The following is a 19,600-nucleotide window of genomic DNA, read 5'->3' as shown; positions in this document are numbered from 1 at the left end:
CAGGGATTCGACGCGGCGCTGACCGATGTGTTCCAAGTGCAGGCCGACATCGCAAGCCAGGTCGCCAGCGCGCTGGACGTGGCCCTGACCGACAGCACCCGCCGGGAGCTGGCGGTGAGACCGACGAAGAACCTCGATGCCTACGATGCTTACCTTCGCGGGAAGGAAATACGCACCGGGGATATCGCGCCGGGCGTCCTTCATGCCGCCGAAGCCGAGTTCCGACGAGCGGTCGCCCTCGACTCCACCTTTGCAGCCGCCTGGGCTGAGCTGGCAACAACTCACATCCTGTTATTCCGCCTCGGTGGAACGCAGGCGGGAGATGCCGAAGCAGCGGGGCGCGAAGTCGAGCGAGCGACTGCTCTGGGACCGGAGCTGCCGGACGTTCATGCAGCTAAAGGATGGTACCAGCAGGTAATACGCGGGGATGCGGCGAGCGCCCTCCGAGAGTATGAGGCGGGGTTGCGTGGCGCGCCAAACCGCAGCGATCTCCTGAGCTTGGCCTCGGGAGCGGAGGCCACCCTCGGCCGGTCGGCTGCGGCACTCGCACATCTTGAGCGGGCCGCTCGCCTTGACCCCCGCTCTCCTGATGTTGCGGGAGGGCTGTTCGACATCTACTTGGGACTTCGACGCTACAGTGAGGCCCAAGCTGCCCTTGATCGTGCGCGTGCGCTCCGTCCATCGAGCTTGAGCCTGCTCCACGACCAGGCCGAACTGCATGCCGCACAGGGCGACCTGGGGGGGCTCGCAAGGCGCTTGCCCTTGCACACAAGGTGACCGATTCCACCACCGTCGTGGCGTATGTGGCGCTCCGGGAATATCTCCTGTGGCTCCTCGATGACGCTCAGCAGCGTCGGGTCCTTACCCTGACCCCGGCGGATCTAGACGGCAGTCGCGCCGACTGGGCGCTCGCGCTGGCTGAGACGTATTGGAGACGCGGTGACAGGCGCTCGGCGCGGGTATATGCCGATACGGCCAGCGTGGAGTATGGGGCGGAACTCCAGCATGTGTTGAACAAAGGGCTTCGAGCTCAAACCAGCGGGCTGCAGGCGCTTGCCCTCGCCTATCTTGGGAGGACGCAGGAGGCCATCGATAAAGGTGACGAGGCTTTGAACGCAGCAAAGCTTGCCGCCGCTCCCACATGGCAACAGTCCTACATTCAGTTTCTGCTGGCTCGGATTCATCTCCTGGCGGAGCAGCCGGAGAAGGCGCTCGACCAGCTCGAACCGCTTCTGAGGACTTCGGGTAGTAGGATATCGCCCGGCTTGCTTAGGATCGACCCCACCTTCGCCCCTCTCCGGGGCAACCCGCGCTTCGAGCGGCTGGTGAACGGGTCGTAGCGCAGTTAGAGCCGCTACGAGGCGTGCGATGGGTTGCCGATTCTGGGTGTGCGAATTTCTGTGTCAACTTCATCCGAACATCCTGCACATTTCTCACGCTCCGGCCGTGCATCCCGCACACCTCACCCCCTAAATTCAGGGGGAACATGACAAAATGTTCACCAAGGCCTAGCCATCAGGTTTAGGCATCGACAAGCCGGACGTGTGTCTGCCGGACGCGTGAGCAATCGACTTCACGATACGCCTTCGCCGCTTACCTCTGCTCATGTTGGCCGACTAATCACGCCCGCGCGACGCGGCAACGTTGGGGCGCTAGACTTCTCAGCATGCGCGACTACAAGCTCGCCTGCGGTGCCCGGCTCACCAGCTCCACCCACGATCATTCCTGCTACCACACCAAGGACCACAGCGGCAAACACGTCTGCTCCTGCGGGATCAAGTGGGACGACGCGAGGAAGATCAGCGTGGGGAAGAAGCCGCCACGGCGCCGTTGAGCTCCCCATTCGTCCCAACACAACCTAAGTTTGGATGAATGTATGCTAAGTAGTAGTAGTATATATATCTGGCATTCGTCCAAGCGTTTGCTGGACGAATGGAGCCCTGGACGAATGGGGGAATGGTTCTCCGGTGACAGCTGAGGGACATTCTGAGGGACCGACCACGCCAGAGCGGACCGAGTGCGACCGAGCAGGGAGCGGGGCGGGGAAGTGCTCCGAGGAGAAAACGCGAGTCGGTCCGAGCTGGCCTTAGTGCTCAGGAGCCTCAAAATCCACCGGGGGCAACCCCGTGCGAGTTCGAATCTCGCCTCGGGCACTCCGCTTTTACCACAACGACTTAGCCCTCCTCGCTTGAAGTAGCGCGCGAACTCCGCCGCGGGTGCCAACCCCCGCTACGTCGCGCTGGCCTTGTACAACGTCGAATACAGCACCAGGCCCCTTCCCACCGCCGTCGCGATCAGCTCCGCCATGTACTGGGGCATTCCACCGAGCTTTGCTTCGGTTCCGACCAGGGCCTTCCGAGCATCGTCACCCTGCCGCATCCCGGTGAATCGGTCCATGAGCCCGGTGCCGATGGCCTGTTGCACCCAAGGTTTGGTCTCGACCGTCGCGGTCGTGACCATCGCCCGGGCGATCGCCCCATCGGCACCGAACGTGAGCCCGACCTCGATCGGCCCGTGGGGCGTGTCCACCTGCTGAAACAAGACCACGCCCACCGACGCCCCACCATCGCCCTGGCCCAGATAGAACTGGACGTCCGGCTCGTCGGGCGTGAAATCGCCGGAGTGACGGATGGCGGCGAGATCCTGCTTGCCGATGTCCACCGTGCGAAGAAAATACTGGCGGGCACCCTGAAGGGTCTGCCGGATGAAGTCGGCGTGCTTGACCAGCACCACCTTGGGCGTGGGATGGGCGACGGCGCCGAGCGTGGCGGGCAGGAGCGCGAGCGCCGCGGCCGCGGTGAGGCGTCTGAAGTTGTTCATGATGAACCCTCCGTCGATCTGCCGGGCAGGACCGCCCGGACGGTCGAGTACAGGACGATGAGATAGATCAGGGACATGCCCCAGCCGGACACGATGGTGAGCCACGCGAACCCACCCAGCCCGAACTTCATGAGCCACTGGCCGGCGAAGTCGAGCGCACCGGTGGCGAAGGCGACGACGATCACGGTGTCTCGCCACCAGGCCGGCCAGTCGAGCCCGAGGATGATCAACGTCAGCAGCGCCGCCACGATCGCGTAGATCATGATGTGGATATGGCTGTCCTGGATGAGCGTGTTGGTGTCCACCGTATGCTGCATCTCGGGGACCGCCCCGAGATCGAGCGGCTGGGTGGCCGCGTGCGACTCGGTCGCCATATGCATCTCGTCCATGCCCGCGGCCGGCGCGTAGGTTGCCGCGACCTTGGCGGGGGTAAGCCCGGACCAGGTCTTCACCATCAGGAACGCGAACAGATAGGAGTAACCCAGCACGAGGAGAAACAGCACCACCCCGAGCTTCACCGACCGGTTCGCCTGACGCAGACTGTAGAGACCCATGGCACGCCCCGCTAGAAGGTCGTCACCAGCTGCACCCTGTACTGCACTCCCCACTGGCCGGCGCCGTCCGACGTCTCGAAGAAGGGTACGTCCGAGTGGTTGAGCCGGACCTCGCCCCTCAGCTGGAAGCGCGGGATCCGGTAGGTGGTGTGCTGGATGTTGGCGAAAATTCCCTCGCGTCCCACCCCGATCGAGTAGATCGGCGCGATGGTATAGGACGTGAGCGTCTGCGGTTGGCCGGTGCGGGAGCCGTCCTTGTCATCTAGAACCTCCGCCCGCGCGGCGATGCCCCAGTGCCGCGCCACCTGGTGGTGCACGATCAACGTCGCGCCGGTCCAGCTCGCGTTTCCGCCGTCGTCCGGGAGGTCGATGTCCTTCCCGTAGTTCGCCTCGCCCGCCACGATCCAGTCGCGGCTGGGCTGGACCACGTAGTCCGCGGCGAGCAGCAGGCGGTCATTGGTCTCGCCGGCTTCCCCCTCGGAGCCGTACAGCGCGCTCAAGCCGACGCTCGCCCGCTCCGTTGGGAGCAGCCCCAGGCGGGCGCCGACGGTCTTCCCATGGTTGGCATCTACCGGCGAATCCCACCCGTTGGCCACCAGTGCCGTGAGGTCCACCGTGCGGCTCAGCGTGTAGGTCCCGAACAGGCCGGTCAGCTTGGCCGGCCGCGCCAGTTCGAAGTTGAACGACGTGGTCGGGGTGAGCAGCAACACTTCGTCGTCGCGCTCGAACCCGATCGGGGCGTCGAGGGTGCCGAACGTGAGGTTGAGATTCGACGCACCTTTCGGCGTGAAGCTCACGAGCAGGTTGTCGATCTCGATCTCCGTCGTGGGCTCCTCGCCCTGCGCCGCCTGGTCGGAAATCGAAGTCGTGAGCTGGCCGAACACGTACAGGTTGTCGGTCAGCTCGCGGAACAGCGCCACGGCCACCTTTCCAGCCGCGGCGGAGTTGTCGTGGGTCTTGCCATCGTAGGTGTAGCCGCCGACGCCGAAGCCCGTGATGGACAGCTGATGTTCGTCCTCGCCGGTCACCGCCTGGACGTCGCCGGGCCCCTCGAGCGTGACCGGCTGGTCCGATGGGTTCTGCGCGGCGACCTTGCCGCCGGCAAGGCCAAGCATGAAGCACAGGCAAGCCACAGCTCGCATGTCGTCTGCTCCCGGATCTGAGGCCCCTGCGTCGCCGCAGGGTTGCGGTAGACGCCGCGCCGACGGCGGAGCCGTCGCGCGCGAAGGTCCAAGTGAGTTATCTGGGGTTCAGACGGAGCGGGGGGGCGGCGGTTCGGGCGTGGAAGAAATCTGCGGAGGCAGGATCGGACGCACGTCCAGCGGCTGCATCACCTCGCTGGGAAGCTCGGCCAGGACCGGGTCCGTTGCCGGCTCCATCGGCGATAGTACCTGGATCGACGTAATGTGGTCGGCGTCGGTGACGCCGCTGTGACAGGTAGTGCGGCTCGTCGCCGTTGACCCGCCATCCATGCCAGCCATCAGGTGCGACGCGTGATGTCGCTGGACCAGGCACAGCGCTGCACACCCCGCCAGCGGCTGGGCCATGATGAAGGCGCCCAGGACCAGAGAGGCAAACCGGGGGGAGCCGAAGAGTCGGGGCATCAGACGCATAAGGTAACCCATGATGGGCCCCGAGGGCAGCGGATGGTACCGGCGGGACCGCTGTCCGCTAATTCCGGCCGGTGATAGCGGAGGGATTGGCCTCGAGACGGCCCGGCGGGCCCGGGAGGCGGGAGCGGAGGCGATCCTGATGGCGCGCGAGCCGGATCGCCTGCACCGCGTTGGCCTCGAGCTCGGAGCTGCTAGCATCCCCGCCTTCGACGCGATGGACTTTGAGCGGCTGGCGAGCTTCTTCGAGGAGCTGCCCACCCCAGTCGACCATGTGCGGGTCACCGGCCCCGGTCACCACTACGCCCCACTGACGACACGCCGCGAGGTCGACGCCCATCTTCTACTGCCGCTCCAGGTCGCTCGGGACGCCGCGAGCAAAGTGCGCCAGGGGGGAACCGACCAGCTGGAAGCACGTCGCGAGCAGCTTCGCACGACGCTGCCGATCGGCGCGTCGTCGGCCCGGCCGACATCGCCGTCCTGCCGTCCACTTGATGACAAACACAATAGTGACCGGCGCGACCTTCGACATCGATGGCGGCCAGCACCTCGTCGAGCAGTAAGTTCAGAGAGGGGCCAGGACATCGTGCACCTGGAGAAGCCGGAGCTGACGATGATCTTCGTGGACCAAGCTCTCTCTCCGGCTCCTGGTGAAGCTGTTCTTCACCCCCGGCGAGTCGAGCAAGGCAGCGAGAGCGTCGACCTGATACTCCACTCACCGCGACAGCTTACATCACACCTGACCTCAAGTAAATCCTTAGCGCCATCACGCCCGAACTGGTCAGCCGGCGTCTCGAACCGGCGACCGCCGCCGGCTCACCGGCCTGCCGGCACCGGCGGAAATGCCGCCACCGCCTCCTTCCATCCCTCGGGCACCCCGACGTCGATGAACTCCGCCATGCACCGCGCGCCCACTAGCGCGTTCCGCCGCGCCAGGCGCTGAAGCAACGGCACGTCGTCCCCCCCCCACCCGGGGCAGCGATCTCGCGACCTCGTCCCGCTCCCCCCAGGTGGCGGCTGGCAGGACGAACTTTCCGATCGGGGTCGCGGCCCGGCTACCGCCGCCGGTGTCGAACCGCCCGCGGCCCTTGTCCGCCAAGTCCGTTACCTTGAGCGAACCGTCGGGTTCTTCGCGCACCCGGGCGCGCCCCCCGCTTCTTGCTCTGCGTCTCGTCCGCCGAGACCTCGGCGATCAGCGCGCTCGCGAGCATGTAACGATCCCAGGACGCCAACACGGCCGATGTTTGGTCGGGACCGCGGAACAGATTGTCCGGCAGCACTACCGCGAACGGTCGCTCGCCGATTCGGGGCCGTGCCCGAGCCATCGCGTCTCCCAGGCTGGCCGGGCGATCCTGCGAGTCCAACTCTACCTGGAAACCATGTCGCCCGGAGACCCGCGCCACCTCGCCCAGAATGGGCTTAGCCGGATTGATGACGACGATGGCTCGTGCCAGGGGCCCGCGTCGGCGGCTTCGCCCAACGCCCAGTGGATCAGCGGCGTCAGCGAGACTGGATGCAGCTCCTTGGGGAAGCCAGCGGGCGATCGGTTGCATGCGCGTACCAAAGCCGCCGCACGGATGATCACGGTGTCGGGGGTCGTCATTCGGTCGGGCTTGCCTTCCCTCGTCTCCACGAGTCAATCCGGAGGATTATCTCAGCCAACGGGGCCCAAAATGCGGGAAGGTAGATGGGAAGTCACGCGTCCTGTCCATACCAGTGCCGGATCCAATCGCGATACGCGCCGGTCATGACTGTGTTCCACCACGCTTCATTCTGCAAGTACCATTGAATCGTATTGCGGAGGCCGTTCGCGAAGGCTTCCCCCGGCACGAATCCGAGGCTCGTCCGAATCTTCTCGGAGTCGACGGCGTACCGGCGGTCGTGACCCGGGCGGTCCTGCACGAAGCTGATCAGGCTGGCCGTTTGCTGCCGAGAGGCGGGGCACAGGGGGAATCGGCCGCCGAGAGTAGGCGTGCCGGCAAAGGTCTCGTCCAGGAGCCGGCACAGCAGCTGGACAAGCGCCAGGTTGTTCCATTGGTTGTCTCCGCCGACATTGTACACCTCACCCACTTTCCCCGACCGGAGCACCAGGTCGATGGCTCGGCAGTGGTCCTCCACGTGGAGCCAGTCGCGAACGTTCAGGCCATCCCCGTAAATGGGTAATGGCTTTCCCTGCAAGGCATTCAATACGATCAGCGGAATGAGCTTTTCGGGAAACTGGTAGGGGCCGTAGTTGTTCGAGCAGTTGGTCACGGTGGTCGGAACTCCGTACGTATGATGATAGGCCCGGACCAGATGGTCGGAAGCCGCCTTACTCGCGGCATATGGTGAGTTAGGCTCATAAGGCGAGTTCTCGGTGAATGCCGGTTCGCCACTATCCAGGGACCCATATACTTCATCGGTGGAGACGTGATGAAACCGCTCGAGTCCGACCGCTCGGGCAGCCTCCAGCAGAACATGGGTGCCGAGCACGTTTGTCTCCAGAAACTGTTCCGGGCTGACGATCGAGCGGTCCACGTGTGACTCGGCCGCAAAATGGACCAGGATCGTCGCCTTATGCTGGCGCAGCAGGCGCTCGGCCAGCCCAGGAGTGCGGATATCGCCGTGGACAAAGTTCAGCCGCGGGTCAGCGCGCAGGTCGGCGAGGCTGACCAGGTTGCCGGCATAGGTAAGCTTGTCCAGGACAATGACGTGATCATCGGCATGCCGCTCGAGCCAATAGCGGACGAAGTTGCTTCCGATGAAGCCGGCTCCGCCGGTCACCAGGAGGCTACGCACCGGCGAGCTCCTGCAGCATTCGCCGCAAATTTACCCGCCAGTGATGCACTGGAAGGTCGAGTGCGGCCCAGGTTGCACGCTTGTCCAGCACGCTGAAGCCAGGACGGCGAGCCGCTGTCCGATAGTCATCCGAGGTGACCGGCATGATCGATACTCCATTGGTGAGAAGATTCAGCGTCATCGCCTCCTCCTGGACAGCGACGGCAAAATCGTACCAAGTCGCGACCCCAGCATCGGTCCAATGGTGGACACCGTGAACCTCGGGCCGTGCAGCCGCTCGCCATACGGCGTCTGCCAGCGAGCGGGCCCAGGTAGGAGAGCCCACCTGATCGCTGACCACTCGCAATGCCTGCCCGGCTCGCATCCGCTCGAGCATCTGCAGGACGAAGTTGCTTCCATGGGATGAGTACAGCCAGGCGCTCCGGAGGATGACTGCTTCGGGACGACAGCGTACCACCTCTCGCTCCCCGTCGAGTTTCGAGCGTCCATACACCGACAGGGGTGCTGGTGCATCATCCGGCAGGTAGGCACGCCCCTGCGTTCCGCCGAATACGTAATCAGTGGAGATATGGACCATCCGCGCATCGATTCGTCGGGCCGCCTCGGCCACGTTGGCGGCACCTCGCGTGTTCACCAGCCGGGCCCGCTCTGGATCGTTCTCCGCCGCATCCACCGCAGTGTAGGCCGCGGCATGGATGACCACCTGGGGGCGCACGGCAGTCAGGATCGCCTCAACCGCCTCCGCAGAGGTAACGTCGAGCATGGCCGAGGTGTAGGGGAGTAGAGCCCAGCCTTCCGGTGTGGCGGCCCGAAGCTCCCGGCCAAGCTGGCCGCCCGCGCCGGTCAGCAGCGTCGAAACGGGTGGCGATGCGTTCAAGGGAAGGTCGGTGCCTCAGTCAAGAGGAGTCCGGCCGCGTCCTTGGGTGAGAGACGAGGACTAGTCCCGGCCACCAGCGGCCAGTCGATCGCGAGGGTCGGGTCGTCCCACCGGATGCAGCGCTCGGCTGCTTGGGAATAGGCCTCAGTGCACTTGTAGATGACGTCCGCCGACTCACTCAGGACATAGAAACCGTGCGCCATGCCGGCCGGAATCCATAGCTGCTGATGCGTCTGGGCCGACAACGTCACCCCGAGCCACCGTCCAAAGGTCGGCGAGGAACGTCGCAGGTCGACGGCAACATCGAACACGGATCCGGTGAGACACTGTACCAGCTTCCCCTGCGGCTGCTCGATCTGATAGTGCAGTCCCCGCAGCGAGCCACCGACCGACTGACTGTGATTGTCCTGGCGAAACACCTCGGGGATGCCCATCGCGGCGTAGCGGTTTTCACTCCACAGTTCCACGAACAGGCCGCGGTAGTCCCGGTGGACAATCGTATCGATCAGCAGGACTCCTGGAATGCTCGTCTGTGCCACGTTCACTGAGGGGAGACCTCGCTCAGCACCCGCTGGAGGTACTCGCCATATGGGCTCGTCCTGATGGCATGGGCCAGCGACTCGAGCTGAGGCGCATCGATGTAGCCCATACGGAAGGCGATTTCCTCCGGACACCCGATCTTGAGGCCCTGACGCTGCTCGATAGTCTCAATGAACATGCTCGCCTTCAAAAGGGACTCGTGGGTACCGGTATCGAGCCAGGCCGTACCGCGCCGAAGGATCTCCACTCGGAGGGCCTTGGCTCGGAGGTACCAGGCGTTGACATCGGTAATCTCGAGCTCGCCCCGTGCGGACGGTCGGATCTCTCGCACGATATCGACGACTCGCTGGTCGTAAAAGTAGAGCCCCGTGACGGCGTAGTTGGAGGCCGGACGCGACGGCTTCTCCTCGATGGACTCGGGAGCGCCCGCGGCATCGAAGGCGATGACGCCGTAGGCCGTCGGGTTCATGACATGATAGCCGAAAATCGTCGCTCCCTCTCTCTGGCTCGCCGCCTGCTGAAGGACGCCGCTCAGGTCCTGGCCGTAGAAGATGTTGTCCCCCAGTATGAGGCAGCTGCGGTCCCCGGCGATGAACTCTCGACCGACGATGAACGCCTGCGCCAGTCCCTCGGGCCTGGGTTGGGCGGCATAGCTCAACGAAATTCCCCAGCGCTCGCCGTCCCCCAGCAGACGATGAAACGCCGGCAGGTCCTCCGGAGTGGAGATGACGAGAATATCCCGGATGCCGCTCAGCATCAGAGTAGAGAGCGGGTAGTAGATCATCGGTTTGTCGTATATGGGAAGCAGCTGCTTGGAGATAGCCAGGGTGACCGGGCGGAGCCGGCTACCGGTTCCACCCGCAAGCACAATCCCCTTTCGTCCGACCAGCTCAGTTCCCAAATCATCCCCCGGTTGACCATGTGCCATAATGTTCGAACGTGGGTGCGCGGCGCACTCGCGAGTCAGCGGACCTCTGATTTCCTCGCGGCGGCTGATCCCACCGATTAGCGATCAGGGCAAAGACACCACTCTAGGTAGGAATTTCAGGCGGCTTCTCGCGCAAGTATCCGTCCGGGCCGGATGGTCGTCAAGAGTAGCGCGGCTCCGAACCCGTGGCCGGCTCACGCATGGCTCCGAGGTTGAGGGAGTCGGCCCTTCCGCGCGCTTACGATCTCCGTGTTCATCCCACCCCAGTGCAGCGTGCCGGCGAACCTCCCGTGCTCCATCTTGATGCACTTGTCCATGATCACGTCGAGGCCTGCCCCCAGGGCGAGCTCCGCCGCCTCGAAGTTCACGATCCGGAGCTGAAGCCAGAGTGCCCGAGCGCCGAGCGCCACCGCCTGCCGTGCGAAGCCAGGTGCCTCGGCGGGCGGACGGAAGAGGACGACCAGGTCCAGCGCACCCGGGACGGCCGCCAGATCCGGGTAGACCGGTTCACCCAGGATCCGGCCACCACGGGGGTTCACCGGGACGATCCGGTAGCCTACGTGCTGCAGGTAGCTCGCGACGAATTGGCTGGCCTTCTGCGGCTCGCTGGAAAGGCCGACGACGGCGATCGTGCGGCTCTCGGCCAGCACGCGCCGGATCGTGGTCACATCCTGATACCGCCGCCGCTGGGCCGGGGTGAGCCCGGTGTTCAGGCCGATGTCGCACGCAAGGCTTGATCCAGGTCCCACAGCAAATCCTCCAGAGTTTCGAGCCCTACCGACAATCGAATCAGCTCCGGCGCCACGCCGGCACGCTCCAGTTCCGCTTCGTTCAACTGCTGGTGCGTGGTCGAGGCGGGATGGATCACCAGGCTGCGCGCGTCACCCACGTTGGCCAGGTGGGAGAAGAGCTGGAGTGACTCGATGAACCGTCGGCCCGCGGCCCGCGCATCGCCGGCATCCAGCCCGAAGGCGAAGACGGCTCCGGGCCGTCCCCCGAGATACTTCTGAGCGAGTGCATGGTCGGGGTGGTCTGCCAGCCCGGCGTAGGATACCCAGGCGACCCGCGGGTGATCGCGGAGGAACTCCGCCACCGCGCGCGCATTGGCGACGTGCCGCTCCATCCGGAGCGCCAGCGTCTCCAGACCCTGGAGCAGCAAGAACGCGTTGGTGGGCGAGATACAAGCACCGGTGTCCCGCACCGTCTCCGCCCGCGCCTTCATCAGGAAGCCGTAGTGGCCGAAGGTATCGTAGAATCGGAGCCCGTGATAGGACGGCGACGGCGCCGCCACGGTCGGGAAGTCGCTGTAATCGAACTTCCCCGATTCCAGGATCAGCCCGCCGATGCTGTTCCCGTGACCGCCGATGAACTTGGTGGCGGAGTGGAGCACGATCGTCGCACCCCAGTCGATGGGCCGGCAGAGATACGGCGTCGCGAAGGTGTTGTCGATCACCAGCGGGATCCGGTGCGCCTCGGCCAGGGCGGCGAGGGCCCCGAGATCCAGGATGCTCCCCCGGGGGTTGCCGATGGTCTCGCCATACAGGGCCCGGGTCCGCGGCGTGATGGCTCGCTCCCAGGCTCCCAGATCGGTCGGATCCACGAACCGCACGTCCACCGACAGCTTCCGAAAGGTATGGGTGAGCTGGGTGACCGTGCCGCCATAGAGGTGCGCCGATGCGACCACCTCGTCGCCGGGGGCCAGAAGGGTCATCAGGGCGACGAACTGTGCCGCCATGCCGCTCGCCGTCGCCACGGCGCCGGTGGCGTTCTCCAGCGAGGCGATCCGCTCCTCCAGCACCGCCGTGGTCGGGTTGCCGATCCGGGTGTAGATGTGGCCGTACTCTTTGAGCTCGAAGAGCTGGGCCGCCGTATCCACGTCGTCGAAGACGTAGGAGGTGGTCTGGTAGATCGGCACCGCCCGGGAGCCGGTGAGCCCGTCCGGGATGTGCCCGGCGTGGAGCATGCGCGTCTCGAAGCCGAACCGGTGGCTCGCGGTCGCGCTAGCCATAGAGAGCGGGCGCTCCGGCGTGGAGGTCACAGGCGGAGAAACTCGGCGATGATGGGGTCGGCCCGGAGCTGAGCCAGCGCGTCGTCATCCGGCCGCTCGGGGATGTCCCGGGCGCAGTCCACCATGCAGAGGAATCCCAGCGGCTCGGGGCCGGTCGCCCGGAACTGATGCCAGGTGAGGGGCGGCACCCGGACCAAGTCGTGACCCCCGAGATCCAGGATCCGATCACCCACCAGGGCTCTGCCCCCACCCCGGATCACCATGACGGCATGTTCGTGCTGGTGGCGCTCGAGGGAGGAGTATCCCTGGGGCTGGATCTCGAAGTAGCGGAGCTGGCAGCCCAGGCGCTCACCGCCATCGAACAGGAGTTGCCGGGTGATGCCGGCGAAGTGCGTCCCGCCCGGCTTGTAGGACGAGACCGCGATTCCTTCCCAGCGGAACGGGTCGCTCTGTCTGATATGGATCGTCATGCAGCCGCAGGTCCTTCGGACGCGGCTCTGGCTACTTCGTCCACCAGGGCTTTGGTCCGGTCGAAGAGTGCGTCACCCGCCTCATACAGGCTGCCGCCGATCAGCAGGATGCAATCCCGGCCGTAGAACGTGAGGAGCTCGGGCACTTGCTCCAGTCGGATGCCACCAGCGGGCATCGGGAACGCCGGCCGCGCGAGGAGGCTGGGGGCCCTGAGGGCACCGGCCAGGCGGCTGCAGGTCTCCCGGCTGTAGCTGAACCGGCCGCCCGCGTGCGGGAAGATGACGGCGTCCGCACCGTACCAGCGAAACAGCTTGCCGAATAGTACCGGTTCCTCGACGCGCAGCACACCGGCTAGCGCCGGATGGGCGAGGATCGGGAGCCCCTCCGCGGCACTGGCGAGTTGATGCAACAGCGGAAGCCCCACGATCATCGGCGAGATCATGACCGCCGGCGCCCCGGCGGCCCGGGCGAACTCGAGCTGCCGCAGCACCCGTTCAGGAGTCCCCGCGAGGTTCGGTACATAGAGCGCACGATGGCCGGTCTCCGCCGCTGTGTCTTCCACCGCCCGGAGGCACGCCTCGACTCTGCCTTCGAACGGCGAGAAAGCATGGTCGGCCAGCCCGTGATCGTCCTTGACCAGGTCGATCCCGGCGCGGGCGAACGTGCGGCACAGGCCGGCGAGCTGCCGTGGGTCGAGTCCCATCGGCTTCAGCGCCGTCGCGACGAGGGGTCGGGACGCCGCGTCCGCGAGCCGCCGCAGGCCGGCAATGCCGAGCCGGGGGCCGGGTAGCCAGGTGGACGCCTCGTCCGGGAGCGCCACGTCGGCGAGCATTACGTCGGCCTGCAGGGAGCTGTTGCCGAATATCACGTTGAGCAACTGGGCGGGATCGTGGGCCGTCGTGGCGAGGGGCTGGACGATCTCGACCCGAAACTGGCCCGGGCCGTCAGGTTCGATGCGCTCGACCCGGCCGAGAATGTGCTGAGCGATCCCCCTATCGCGAATGGCCGAGCGGGGCAGCTCCACCGTCTGCTCGAGGAGGAGGGCTTCGGCCCGGGACTCGATCTCTCCCGGGGCCGCCGATACGCGGTAGGTAATGCGGAGCGCGCCGGACCGCTCGAGCGCAGACACGTGGGGGCTTCCTTCCCTCCAGGGTGCTGGACTCTAGCGTCGTTCGGTGCCGATCTGAAGGTGCCGGTCGGGAGGGCGTGCTCAGGTCGCCGGCTCGGGTGCCCCCCCGGCAACCAGGCGTCGGAGCGCTTTCCGCGAGCGCACCTTGAGCTTGGTGAGGACGTTCTCGGTGTGGTGGCGGGCGGTGTGGGGGCTGATGCTCAGCATCCGCGCGATCTCCTTGTTCGAGAGCCGATGCATCAGCAGCGAGGCCACCTGGAGTTCTCGGACCGTCAAGCCGTAGCGGGCCCGGAGCGAATCGGGCGCCGGGATCTCGAATGCCACCCGGTCGAGGGAGACCAGTACGGCGCTAGGGTGATCGAGTGCATTACGTCCGACCGGCTTCCCTCGCAGCCGGTAGGCGGCCACCGTCGTGGCGACTTCCCGCCGGGTCCCGTCGGATCGGTTGTCCTTGGGATCGGCTTCTCCCGGCCGCAAGGTGGCGATGACCGCTTCTGCCACCTGACGGATGTACCCCTGCAGCAGATCGCGCTGATCGTCTTGAGCCAAGACCCGCCGCATGACCGGATTGTTGCGCAGCTCCCGCCCCTCCAAGTCGAACAGGACCAGCGCCTGCCCGGTCACGTCGATGACGGACGCGAGGTGCGCCAGCGAATCGTCCCCGGCGAGGTGCGCCCGGACGGCCAGGCGAAAGGTGGGCAGGATCACCTCGAGCAGGCTCAGTCGCCGTTGGATCAGTGTCGGAGCACTAGGGTGCTCGGCGTAGAGCCCGATGAAGATCTCCACCTGCTGCGCCGGTAGGCGGACCGAGAGGCCGAGCGTGTCATGGAGCCGGAAGGGAAGCACGAAGGCGCGGTAATATTCGCTTCGCTCCAGTTCCCAGTGATCGAGCACCTGACTGGAACTCCATACCTCCAGCCCCGACGCGAGCGCGCGATTGCGGGCGGGATCCAGGGCAGCGAACCGCTTCAAGTAGGCATTGAGGGCCTCCTGGCTCACTCCTTCCCCGTACGCCGCCGGCCCCTGTCCCGGCGCCCAATAGTACAGCGCAGCCTTATCCGAGTCGGTCAGCGCTCGAACGCTCCGGAGCACACTGCGCAACCACTGCCAGGGGCTGACCGATATGCCCTGGACGGTGAGACAGCGCATCGTGGAGCGTAGACGCTCGAGGTCCGGGCTCTCGAAATGACTGCGGAGTCCATGGGCTGCTCCAGTCTGCTTCAACGGACCTGCCTCGGCCACAGGGTGCTCTCTACGTCAGGGGGATGGACTTCGTATTCGGCCCCATCGCGACCTCAGGATGTAGGCGATGTGCTACGCCGGCAGGGACCCGCACTCGACGGCGCGCCTACGTGGCAAGCTTAAGGCCAGCAATTAGCTACTCGGTCAAGGTGGCGCAAGTCATGGCGTCACGTGCATTTAGTGACTAATAGGCCGAGGCGGCCGTGGATAAGACGCGCTCCCCCGTACGTTGAGGCAAAGCAACAGTATTGTGTGGGCCCACTTGGCTGGGCAAAAGCTGCCCATGTTACCCAACGGGATCCGTAACAACTTCTTCTCCAGAAATCGTGGTGGCCAGCAGAATTACACCGAAGACCTTCCGTTCTGCAACGTCCGTGATGCTGAAGGGCAAGCCGCACGCCGAGTCGGGGCGTAGCGCAATTGAACAATGGGGCGCCCCCTGAAAGCAGGAGGGCACTGACTAGGATATTCAGCTCTTTATGAAGACTCGATGAGACCTCGGGCGCCTGCCAGATCTGGTCCTCCTGCTCAATTGTCGTGCTCGCCTCCACGGAGAGTTCAGGCGCGCGCTGACGCCGCCTCACTGCGGAACGGTAGGGACAACCGCCGGGATGAGTCATGACTCTCTCTCCGCCTCTCAGGCCGCGGCTGAGTGTCCCCACCCCGGAACGAGTACGCGCGCCCTCGAGCGCTGAGCACCAAAATGCCGCCGTCAGGCTGTATCTCAAACTCTGTCGGAGCTACGACACGGTTATTGCGCTGGGGGCGCTGATCGGGCTGTTTGTAATCGATAACCTGGGCCGGCTGCCGACCGGCCTCGATGACTTCCTCGGTGCTCGGCTTACCGTCAAGAACTGCCTGCTCGCGGTCATCTTTGCCAATTCCTGGTACCTGAGCTGTCGCTGGGCGGGGCTATACGACTGGGTCCATGTCAAGAGTCGGAAGAGCGAGGCCCTCCGGGTATTCGGCGCCACCTCGCTCGGGACCCTGATCGCGGTAATTTTCCCGTTGACCAGCAAGTCCGGCGCCTTTCACATCGACCTGCTCTTGCCCTTCCTGGCGCTCGGCACTGGGCTCATGCTCGCCTGGCGGGCGGTCCTGCGCTCCACGACGGGATCTTTGGGCCGCACCTCACGGACGCTGCTCATCGTAGGAGCAGGGCCTCGCGGCCAGGAGCTCCGCACACTCATCAAGTCGGAGGGAAACGGTGAGGTCAATTTCCTCGGTTTCGTCGATTCTGACATTGAGCCAGGCAACTCGATATCCCCGCTCTGCTCGCTCGACGGGTTGGAGCGCTTTCTGATGGGGCAGGAGCTCGACGAGGTGCTGATTGCGCTCCCGGTCAAGTCTCGTTACGCAGAAATCCAGAGGACCATTCAAATCTGCGAGCGCGTCGGTGTCCCGGTCAAGTACTCGGCGAGCTTGTTCGCCCACACCCGCAGGGAACCGCGTGTGGAGTACTCGTCTTCGGGCCCCGTCTTGTCCGTCCCCGCCGCCGCCGAGGGCCCGAGGTTGCTGGTGAAGCGGGCGATCGATCTGTTCGGCGCTGGCCTAGCTGCTATCGTGCTGAGCCCGCTGATGGTCGCTATTGGGGTGGCAATCAAGCTCACCAGTCCCGGCCCCGTGTTCTTCGCGCAACTACGCTACGGACGGGACCGCCGGCGCTTCATGATGTATAAATTCCGCACGATGGTGGATGGTGCCGAGGACCAGCAGGTGCAGTTGGAGGAGCTAAACGAGGTCAACGGCCCCGTCTTCAAGATCCGCATGGACCCTCGCATTACTCCCCTCGGGGCGTTCCTTCGGCGGACCTCCCTCGATGAGCTCCCGCAACTGTGGAACGTTCTTCGTGGCGACATGTCTCTGGTGGGACCCCGTCCTCTGCCACTTCGGGACGTGAGCAGGTTTCAAGAGGCTTGGTTGATGCGGCGTTTCAGCATGTTTCCGGGGATCACTGGCTTGTGGCAAGTGAGCGGCCGGAGCGACGTGGCGTTCGATGATTGGATTCAGCTCGACCTGGCCTACATCGACCGTTGGTCGCTGATCCTGGATCTGTGGATCCTGGCACGGACAATTCCCGCCGTCATCTCTGGCAAAGGCGCTTCGTAGAAATGTGCGTCGGCAGTGTGCGCGAAGTGGAGCAGATGTCGCCGGCCGTTCACTTTCGCCCCGACTCGTGCCGCTCCTGAAGCACCGAAATCGCGAAGCTCTGAAGTGATCTGAGCTCCTCCATTGAGCAGGCCCTGCACATGGCAGATACATACGTGTTGGGCATTTCGGCGTTCTACCACGACAGTGCCGCCTGCCTTCTGCGAAATGGTGAAATCCTCGCCGCTGCGCAGGAAGAGCGATTCAGCAGGTTAAAAGGCGACGCGAGCTTTCCGCATCGAGCGGTCGAGTACTGCTTGAAGGAAGGTGGCGTTTCGGTTGGGGATCTGGCCTCGATCGGATTCTACGACAAGCCCCTGCTCAAATTTGAGCGCATTCTGGAGACCTATCTCGCTATCGCTCCGAGAGGCTTTAGCTCCTTCCTGAAGGCGGGACCCGTTTGGATCCGGGAGAAGCTTTTCACTGATCGGCGACTGCGCGAAGAGCTGGGGTACGCTGGCGAGCTCCTTTACGCCGAGCACCACGAGTCTCACGCGGCCAGCGCCTTCTTCCCGTCTCCCTTTCAGGAGGCGGCGATTCTCACGGTCGACGGGGTAGGTGAGTGGGCCACAGCGAGCTTTGGCATCGGACGGGGGAGTGATCTCCAGCTCAGTCGGGAGCTGCAGTGGCCTGACTCTCTCGGACTCCTCTACTCCGCGTTCACCTACTACACTGGATTCCGGGTGAACTCCGGTGAATACAAGGTCATGGGGCTGGCCCCCTACGGCGAACCGAAATACGTTGACCTCATCTACCGGGAATTGGTGGATCTCAAGGACGATGGGTCGTTCAGCCTGAATCAGAAGTACTTCAACTATGTCGGCGGCCTCACCATGACCAGCGAGGCCTTCCACCAGCTCTTTGGAGGACCGCCCCGCACTCCCGATAGCAACCTTACCCAGCGTGAGATGGACCTTGCCCGCTCCATTCAGGTGGTGTGCGAGGAGATCATGCTGCGCATGGCGCGGGCGTTGCACCGAGAGACCGGACTGGAAAATCTTTGTCTCGCGGGCGGTGTGGCTCTCAATTGTGTCGCCAATGGCCGTCTCCTCCGAGAAGGTCCGTTCCGCCGGTTATGGATACAGCCGGCCGCCGGTGATGCCGGCGGTGCGCTTGGTGTCGCGCAACTGGCCTGGTATCGGCACCATGGAGGTGCGCGTGCCATCTCCCCACAGGGGGATGCGATGCATGGGGCCTACCTGGGCCCAGCGTACCCCGACCGAGAGATCGAAGAGGCTCTCCACGCGGAAGGGGCCGTCTACGAGCGACCTGATCGGTGCGATCTCCTTCGAGCCGTCGCCTGCCTGCTCGCCGAAGGAAAAGTAATCGGCTGGTTCAACGGTCGAATGGAGTTCGGCCCGCGGGCGCTGGGGTCCCGGAGCATCCTGGGAGACCCGAGGAGCCCTCGCATGCAGGCGCAAATGAATCTCAAAATCAAATTTCGCGAAGGGTTCCGGCCATTCGCGCCAAGCGTCCTCCGCGAGCGGGTCGCTGAGTACTTCGAGCTCGACTGCGCCTCACCCTATATGCTGTTGGTTGCCCCAGTTCGGGAGGAACACCGGGCCCCCGTAGCAGCTCGGGACCGTCGGCTCTGGGGCATCGACCAGCTCAACGTCGTCCGATCCGACATTCCGGCGGTGACTCACGTCGACTACTCGGCCCGGATCCAGACGGTGAGCCGGGACACAAATCCGGACTACTACGATCTCATCCGCGAGTTCGAGTGCCTCACCGGATGCGCGGTTCTCGTCAACACCTCGTTCAACGTCCGCGGTGAGCCGATCGTGTGCAGTCCGGCGGATGCGTACCGCTGCTTTATGCGGACCGACATCGACCATCTCGTTCTCGGTCCCTACCTGCTCGCCAAGAGTGCCCAACCTGAATCCAGGGAGAAGGCGGATTGGAAACAGGCGTACCAGCTCGATTGAGCGCACGGGACGGGCGCCGATTCGGACTAGAGGTCGGCGCCGCGTTCCTCGTCCTCGCTGGGGTCTCGAGCTGGCGCGGGCACTCTCGAAGCGCTGTGGTGCTCAGCATCATGGGCTGCGCGTTTGTGAGCGCCGGACTTCTGGTGCCCGGACGCATGACGTCGATTCGTCGGGTCTGGATGCGATCGGCGGAGGCGATCTCCAAGGTGACCACACCGCTCGTGATGGGTGCTTTGTATTTCTTGGTACTCACCCCCATGGGCGTCTTGCTGAAGGTCTGTGGCCACCGGCCGCTCGCCCCGCGCAAGGATGGTCCGGCGTGGATTGCTCGCCATCCAACGCAGGGCGGGCGCAGCGATCTCAAACGTCAATTCTGAGAGAGAACGATGCCTCATTCAAGTCTGGTAAGGGAGCTCTGGGCATTTCTCCGAGTGCGCAAGAAGTGGTGGCTCCTGCCGGTGATCGTGATGATGCTGCTGGTCGGCACTCTGCTGGTGATCGCTCAGGGTTCAGCGCTCGCCCCCTTCATCTACACGCTGTTCTGAGCACCGAGCCAGAGGAACGGCC

At 64.7% G+C, this 19,600-nt stretch carries 22 protein-coding genes; 7 read left to right on the top strand and 15 right to left on the bottom strand.

Features of this window, described 5'->3' with window-relative positions:
• The 3 genes from VHR41_06010 to VHR41_06000 all read left to right on the top strand — a co-directional run.
• Positions 1–777, top strand: a 777-nt coding sequence (locus VHR41_06010) for a tetratricopeptide repeat protein (protein ID HEX3233731.1), incomplete at its 5' end; no start/stop codon positions are given.
• On the top strand, positions 774–1,340 hold the full coding sequence (locus tag VHR41_06005) for a hypothetical protein (protein HEX3233730.1): 567 nt from the start codon (positions 774–776) through the stop codon (positions 1,338–1,340). The genes VHR41_06010 and VHR41_06005, both read left to right, overlap by 4 nt.
• 326 nt (positions 1,341–1,666) lie before the next feature.
• Positions 1,667–1,834 (top strand): hypothetical protein, encoded by a 168-nt coding sequence (locus VHR41_06000; GenBank protein HEX3233729.1) that lies wholly within the window; start codon positions 1,667–1,669, stop codon positions 1,832–1,834.
• A gap of 395 nt (positions 1,835–2,229) precedes the next feature.
• Here VHR41_06000 and VHR41_05995 read toward each other — a convergent pair whose 3' ends face one another.
• The 15 genes from VHR41_05995 to VHR41_05925 all read right to left on the bottom strand — a co-directional run bounded on the left by VHR41_05995 (position 2,230) and on the right by VHR41_05925 (position 14,864).
• Positions 2,230–2,820: a hypothetical protein gene (locus VHR41_05995; GenBank protein HEX3233728.1), complete on the bottom strand. Its 591-nt coding sequence runs from the start codon at positions 2,818–2,820 to the stop codon at positions 2,230–2,232.
• Entirely contained in the window at positions 2,817–3,374 is a 558-nt protein-coding gene (locus tag VHR41_05990; GenBank protein ID HEX3233727.1) for a hypothetical protein, read from the bottom strand. The genes VHR41_05995 and VHR41_05990 overlap by 4 nt, the downstream gene beginning before the upstream one ends.
• An 11-nt stretch (positions 3,375–3,385) precedes the next feature.
• Positions 3,386–4,516, bottom strand: coding sequence for an outer membrane beta-barrel protein (locus VHR41_05985; GenBank protein HEX3233726.1), 1,131 nt, complete (start codon positions 4,514–4,516; stop codon positions 3,386–3,388).
• Positions 4,517–4,624: 108 nt separating this feature from the next.
• A complete protein-coding gene (locus VHR41_05980) occupies positions 4,625–4,978 on the bottom strand; it encodes a hypothetical protein (GenBank protein ID HEX3233725.1) in 354 nt (117 codons plus the stop codon).
• A 67-nt stretch (positions 4,979–5,045) separates the two neighbouring features.
• Complete coding sequence (locus VHR41_05975) at positions 5,046–5,324, bottom strand: hypothetical protein (GenBank protein ID HEX3233724.1); 279 nt, start codon at positions 5,322–5,324, stop codon at positions 5,046–5,048.
• Positions 5,325–5,800: 476 nt separating this feature from the next.
• Positions 5,801–5,932 (bottom strand): hypothetical protein, encoded by a 132-nt coding sequence (locus VHR41_05970; protein HEX3233723.1) that lies wholly within the window; start codon positions 5,930–5,932, stop codon positions 5,801–5,803.
• 747 nt (positions 5,933–6,679) lie between these two features.
• Positions 6,680–7,747, bottom strand: coding sequence for a dTDP-glucose 4,6-dehydratase (gene rfbB / locus VHR41_05965; protein HEX3233722.1), 1,068 nt, complete (start codon positions 7,745–7,747; stop codon positions 6,680–6,682).
• Between the two features lie 7 nt (positions 7,748–7,754).
• Positions 7,755–8,639: a dTDP-4-dehydrorhamnose reductase gene (gene rfbD, locus VHR41_05960; GenBank protein HEX3233721.1), complete on the bottom strand. Its 885-nt coding sequence runs from the start codon at positions 8,637–8,639 to the stop codon at positions 7,755–7,757.
• Positions 8,636–9,184 carry a dTDP-4-dehydrorhamnose 3,5-epimerase gene (gene rfbC, locus VHR41_05955; protein HEX3233720.1) on the bottom strand — a complete coding sequence of 183 codons (549 nt, stop codon included), beginning with the start codon at positions 9,182–9,184 and terminating at the stop codon, positions 8,636–8,638. The genes rfbD and rfbC overlap by 4 nt, the downstream gene beginning before the upstream one ends.
• The gene (gene rfbA / locus VHR41_05950; GenBank protein ID HEX3233719.1) at positions 9,181–10,068 is read right to left on the bottom strand and encodes a glucose-1-phosphate thymidylyltransferase RfbA; all 888 of its coding nucleotides are present in this window, start codon (positions 10,066–10,068) and stop codon (positions 9,181–9,183) included. The genes rfbC and rfbA overlap by 4 nt, the downstream gene beginning before the upstream one ends.
• A gap of 233 nt (positions 10,069–10,301) precedes the next feature.
• Complete coding sequence (locus VHR41_05945; GenBank protein ID HEX3233718.1) at positions 10,302–10,856, bottom strand: CoA-binding protein; 555 nt, start codon at positions 10,854–10,856, stop codon at positions 10,302–10,304.
• On the bottom strand, positions 10,817–12,115 hold the full coding sequence (locus tag VHR41_05940) for an O-acetylhomoserine aminocarboxypropyltransferase/cysteine synthase family protein (protein HEX3233717.1): 1,299 nt from the start codon (positions 12,113–12,115) through the stop codon (positions 10,817–10,819). Before VHR41_05940 ends, VHR41_05945 begins: the two co-directional genes overlap by 40 nt.
• 26 nt (positions 12,116–12,141) lie before the next feature.
• Positions 12,142–12,585, bottom strand: coding sequence for a cupin domain-containing protein (locus tag VHR41_05935; protein ID HEX3233716.1), 444 nt, complete (start codon positions 12,583–12,585; stop codon positions 12,142–12,144).
• The gene (locus tag VHR41_05930) at positions 12,582–13,715 is read right to left on the bottom strand and encodes a RuBisCO large subunit C-terminal-like domain-containing protein (GenBank protein ID HEX3233715.1); all 1,134 of its coding nucleotides are present in this window, start codon (positions 13,713–13,715) and stop codon (positions 12,582–12,584) included. The genes VHR41_05935 and VHR41_05930 overlap by 4 nt, the downstream gene beginning before the upstream one ends.
• An 81-nt stretch (positions 13,716–13,796) precedes the next feature.
• Complete coding sequence (locus VHR41_05925) at positions 13,797–14,864, bottom strand: helix-turn-helix transcriptional regulator (GenBank protein HEX3233714.1); 1,068 nt, start codon at positions 14,862–14,864, stop codon at positions 13,797–13,799.
• A 711-nt stretch (positions 14,865–15,575) separates the two neighbouring features.
• On the opposite strand from VHR41_05925, the gene VHR41_05920 reads away from it, so the two are divergent.
• From VHR41_05920 to VHR41_05905, 4 genes are all read left to right on the top strand, one after another.
• Positions 15,576–17,066, top strand: a complete 1,491-nt coding sequence (locus VHR41_05920) for a sugar transferase (protein HEX3233713.1) — start codon at positions 15,576–15,578, stop codon at positions 17,064–17,066.
• A gap of 140 nt (positions 17,067–17,206) precedes the next feature.
• The gene (locus tag VHR41_05915) at positions 17,207–19,033 is read left to right on the top strand and encodes a carbamoyltransferase (protein HEX3233712.1); all 1,827 of its coding nucleotides are present in this window, start codon (positions 17,207–17,209) and stop codon (positions 19,031–19,033) included.
• Positions 19,006–19,410, top strand: a complete 405-nt coding sequence (locus VHR41_05910; GenBank protein HEX3233711.1) for an SxtJ family membrane protein — start codon at positions 19,006–19,008, stop codon at positions 19,408–19,410. Before VHR41_05915 ends, VHR41_05910 begins: the two co-directional genes overlap by 28 nt.
• 9 nt (positions 19,411–19,419) lie before the next feature.
• Complete coding sequence (locus VHR41_05905) at positions 19,420–19,578, top strand: DUF5989 family protein (GenBank protein HEX3233710.1); 159 nt, start codon at positions 19,420–19,422, stop codon at positions 19,576–19,578.
• Positions 19,579–19,600: the final 22 nt, after the last annotated feature.

This window comes from Gemmatimonadales bacterium, from assembly GCA_036265815.1.
GTDB lineage: Bacteria > Gemmatimonadota > Gemmatimonadetes > Gemmatimonadales > GWC2-71-9 > CAVVWJ01.
Note: the sequence above shows the minus strand (reverse complement) of the source record. Positions and strands in the feature narration are given on the sequence as shown.

Excerpts from the sequence above, each read along its gene's own strand:
- VHR41_06000 (HEX3233729.1), top strand. The coding sequence starts at position 1,667 with ATGCGCGACTACAAGCTCGCCTGCGGTGCCCGGCTCACCAGCTCCACC.
- VHR41_05995 (HEX3233728.1), bottom strand. The coding sequence starts at position 2,820 with ATGAACAACTTCAGACGCCTCACCGCGGCCGCGGCGCTCGCGCTCCTG.
- VHR41_05990 (HEX3233727.1), bottom strand. The coding sequence starts at position 3,374 with ATGGGTCTCTACAGTCTGCGTCAGGCGAACCGGTCGGTGAAGCTCGGG.
- VHR41_05985 (HEX3233726.1), bottom strand. The coding sequence starts at position 4,516 with ATGCGAGCTGTGGCTTGCCTGTGCTTCATGCTTGGCCTTGCCGGCGGC.
- VHR41_05980 (HEX3233725.1), bottom strand. The coding sequence starts at position 4,978 with ATGCCCCGACTCTTCGGCTCCCCCCGGTTTGCCTCTCTGGTCCTGGGC.
- VHR41_05975 (HEX3233724.1), bottom strand. The coding sequence starts at position 5,324 with ATGGGCGTCGACCTCGCGGCGTGTCGTCAGTGGGGCGTAGTGGTGACC.
- VHR41_05940 (HEX3233717.1), bottom strand. The coding sequence starts at position 12,115 with ATGGCTAGCGCGACCGCGAGCCACCGGTTCGGCTTCGAGACGCGCATG.
- VHR41_05935 (HEX3233716.1), bottom strand. The coding sequence starts at position 12,585 with ATGACGATCCATATCAGACAGAGCGACCCGTTCCGCTGGGAAGGAATC.
- VHR41_05925 (HEX3233714.1), bottom strand. The coding sequence starts at position 14,864 with ATGCGCTGTCTCACCGTCCAGGGCATATCGGTCAGCCCCTGGCAGTGG.
- VHR41_05920 (HEX3233713.1), top strand. The coding sequence starts at position 15,576 with ATGACTCTCTCTCCGCCTCTCAGGCCGCGGCTGAGTGTCCCCACCCCG.
- VHR41_05915 (HEX3233712.1), top strand. The coding sequence starts at position 17,207 with ATGGCAGATACATACGTGTTGGGCATTTCGGCGTTCTACCACGACAGT.
- VHR41_05905 (HEX3233710.1), top strand. The coding sequence starts at position 19,420 with ATGCCTCATTCAAGTCTGGTAAGGGAGCTCTGGGCATTTCTCCGAGTG.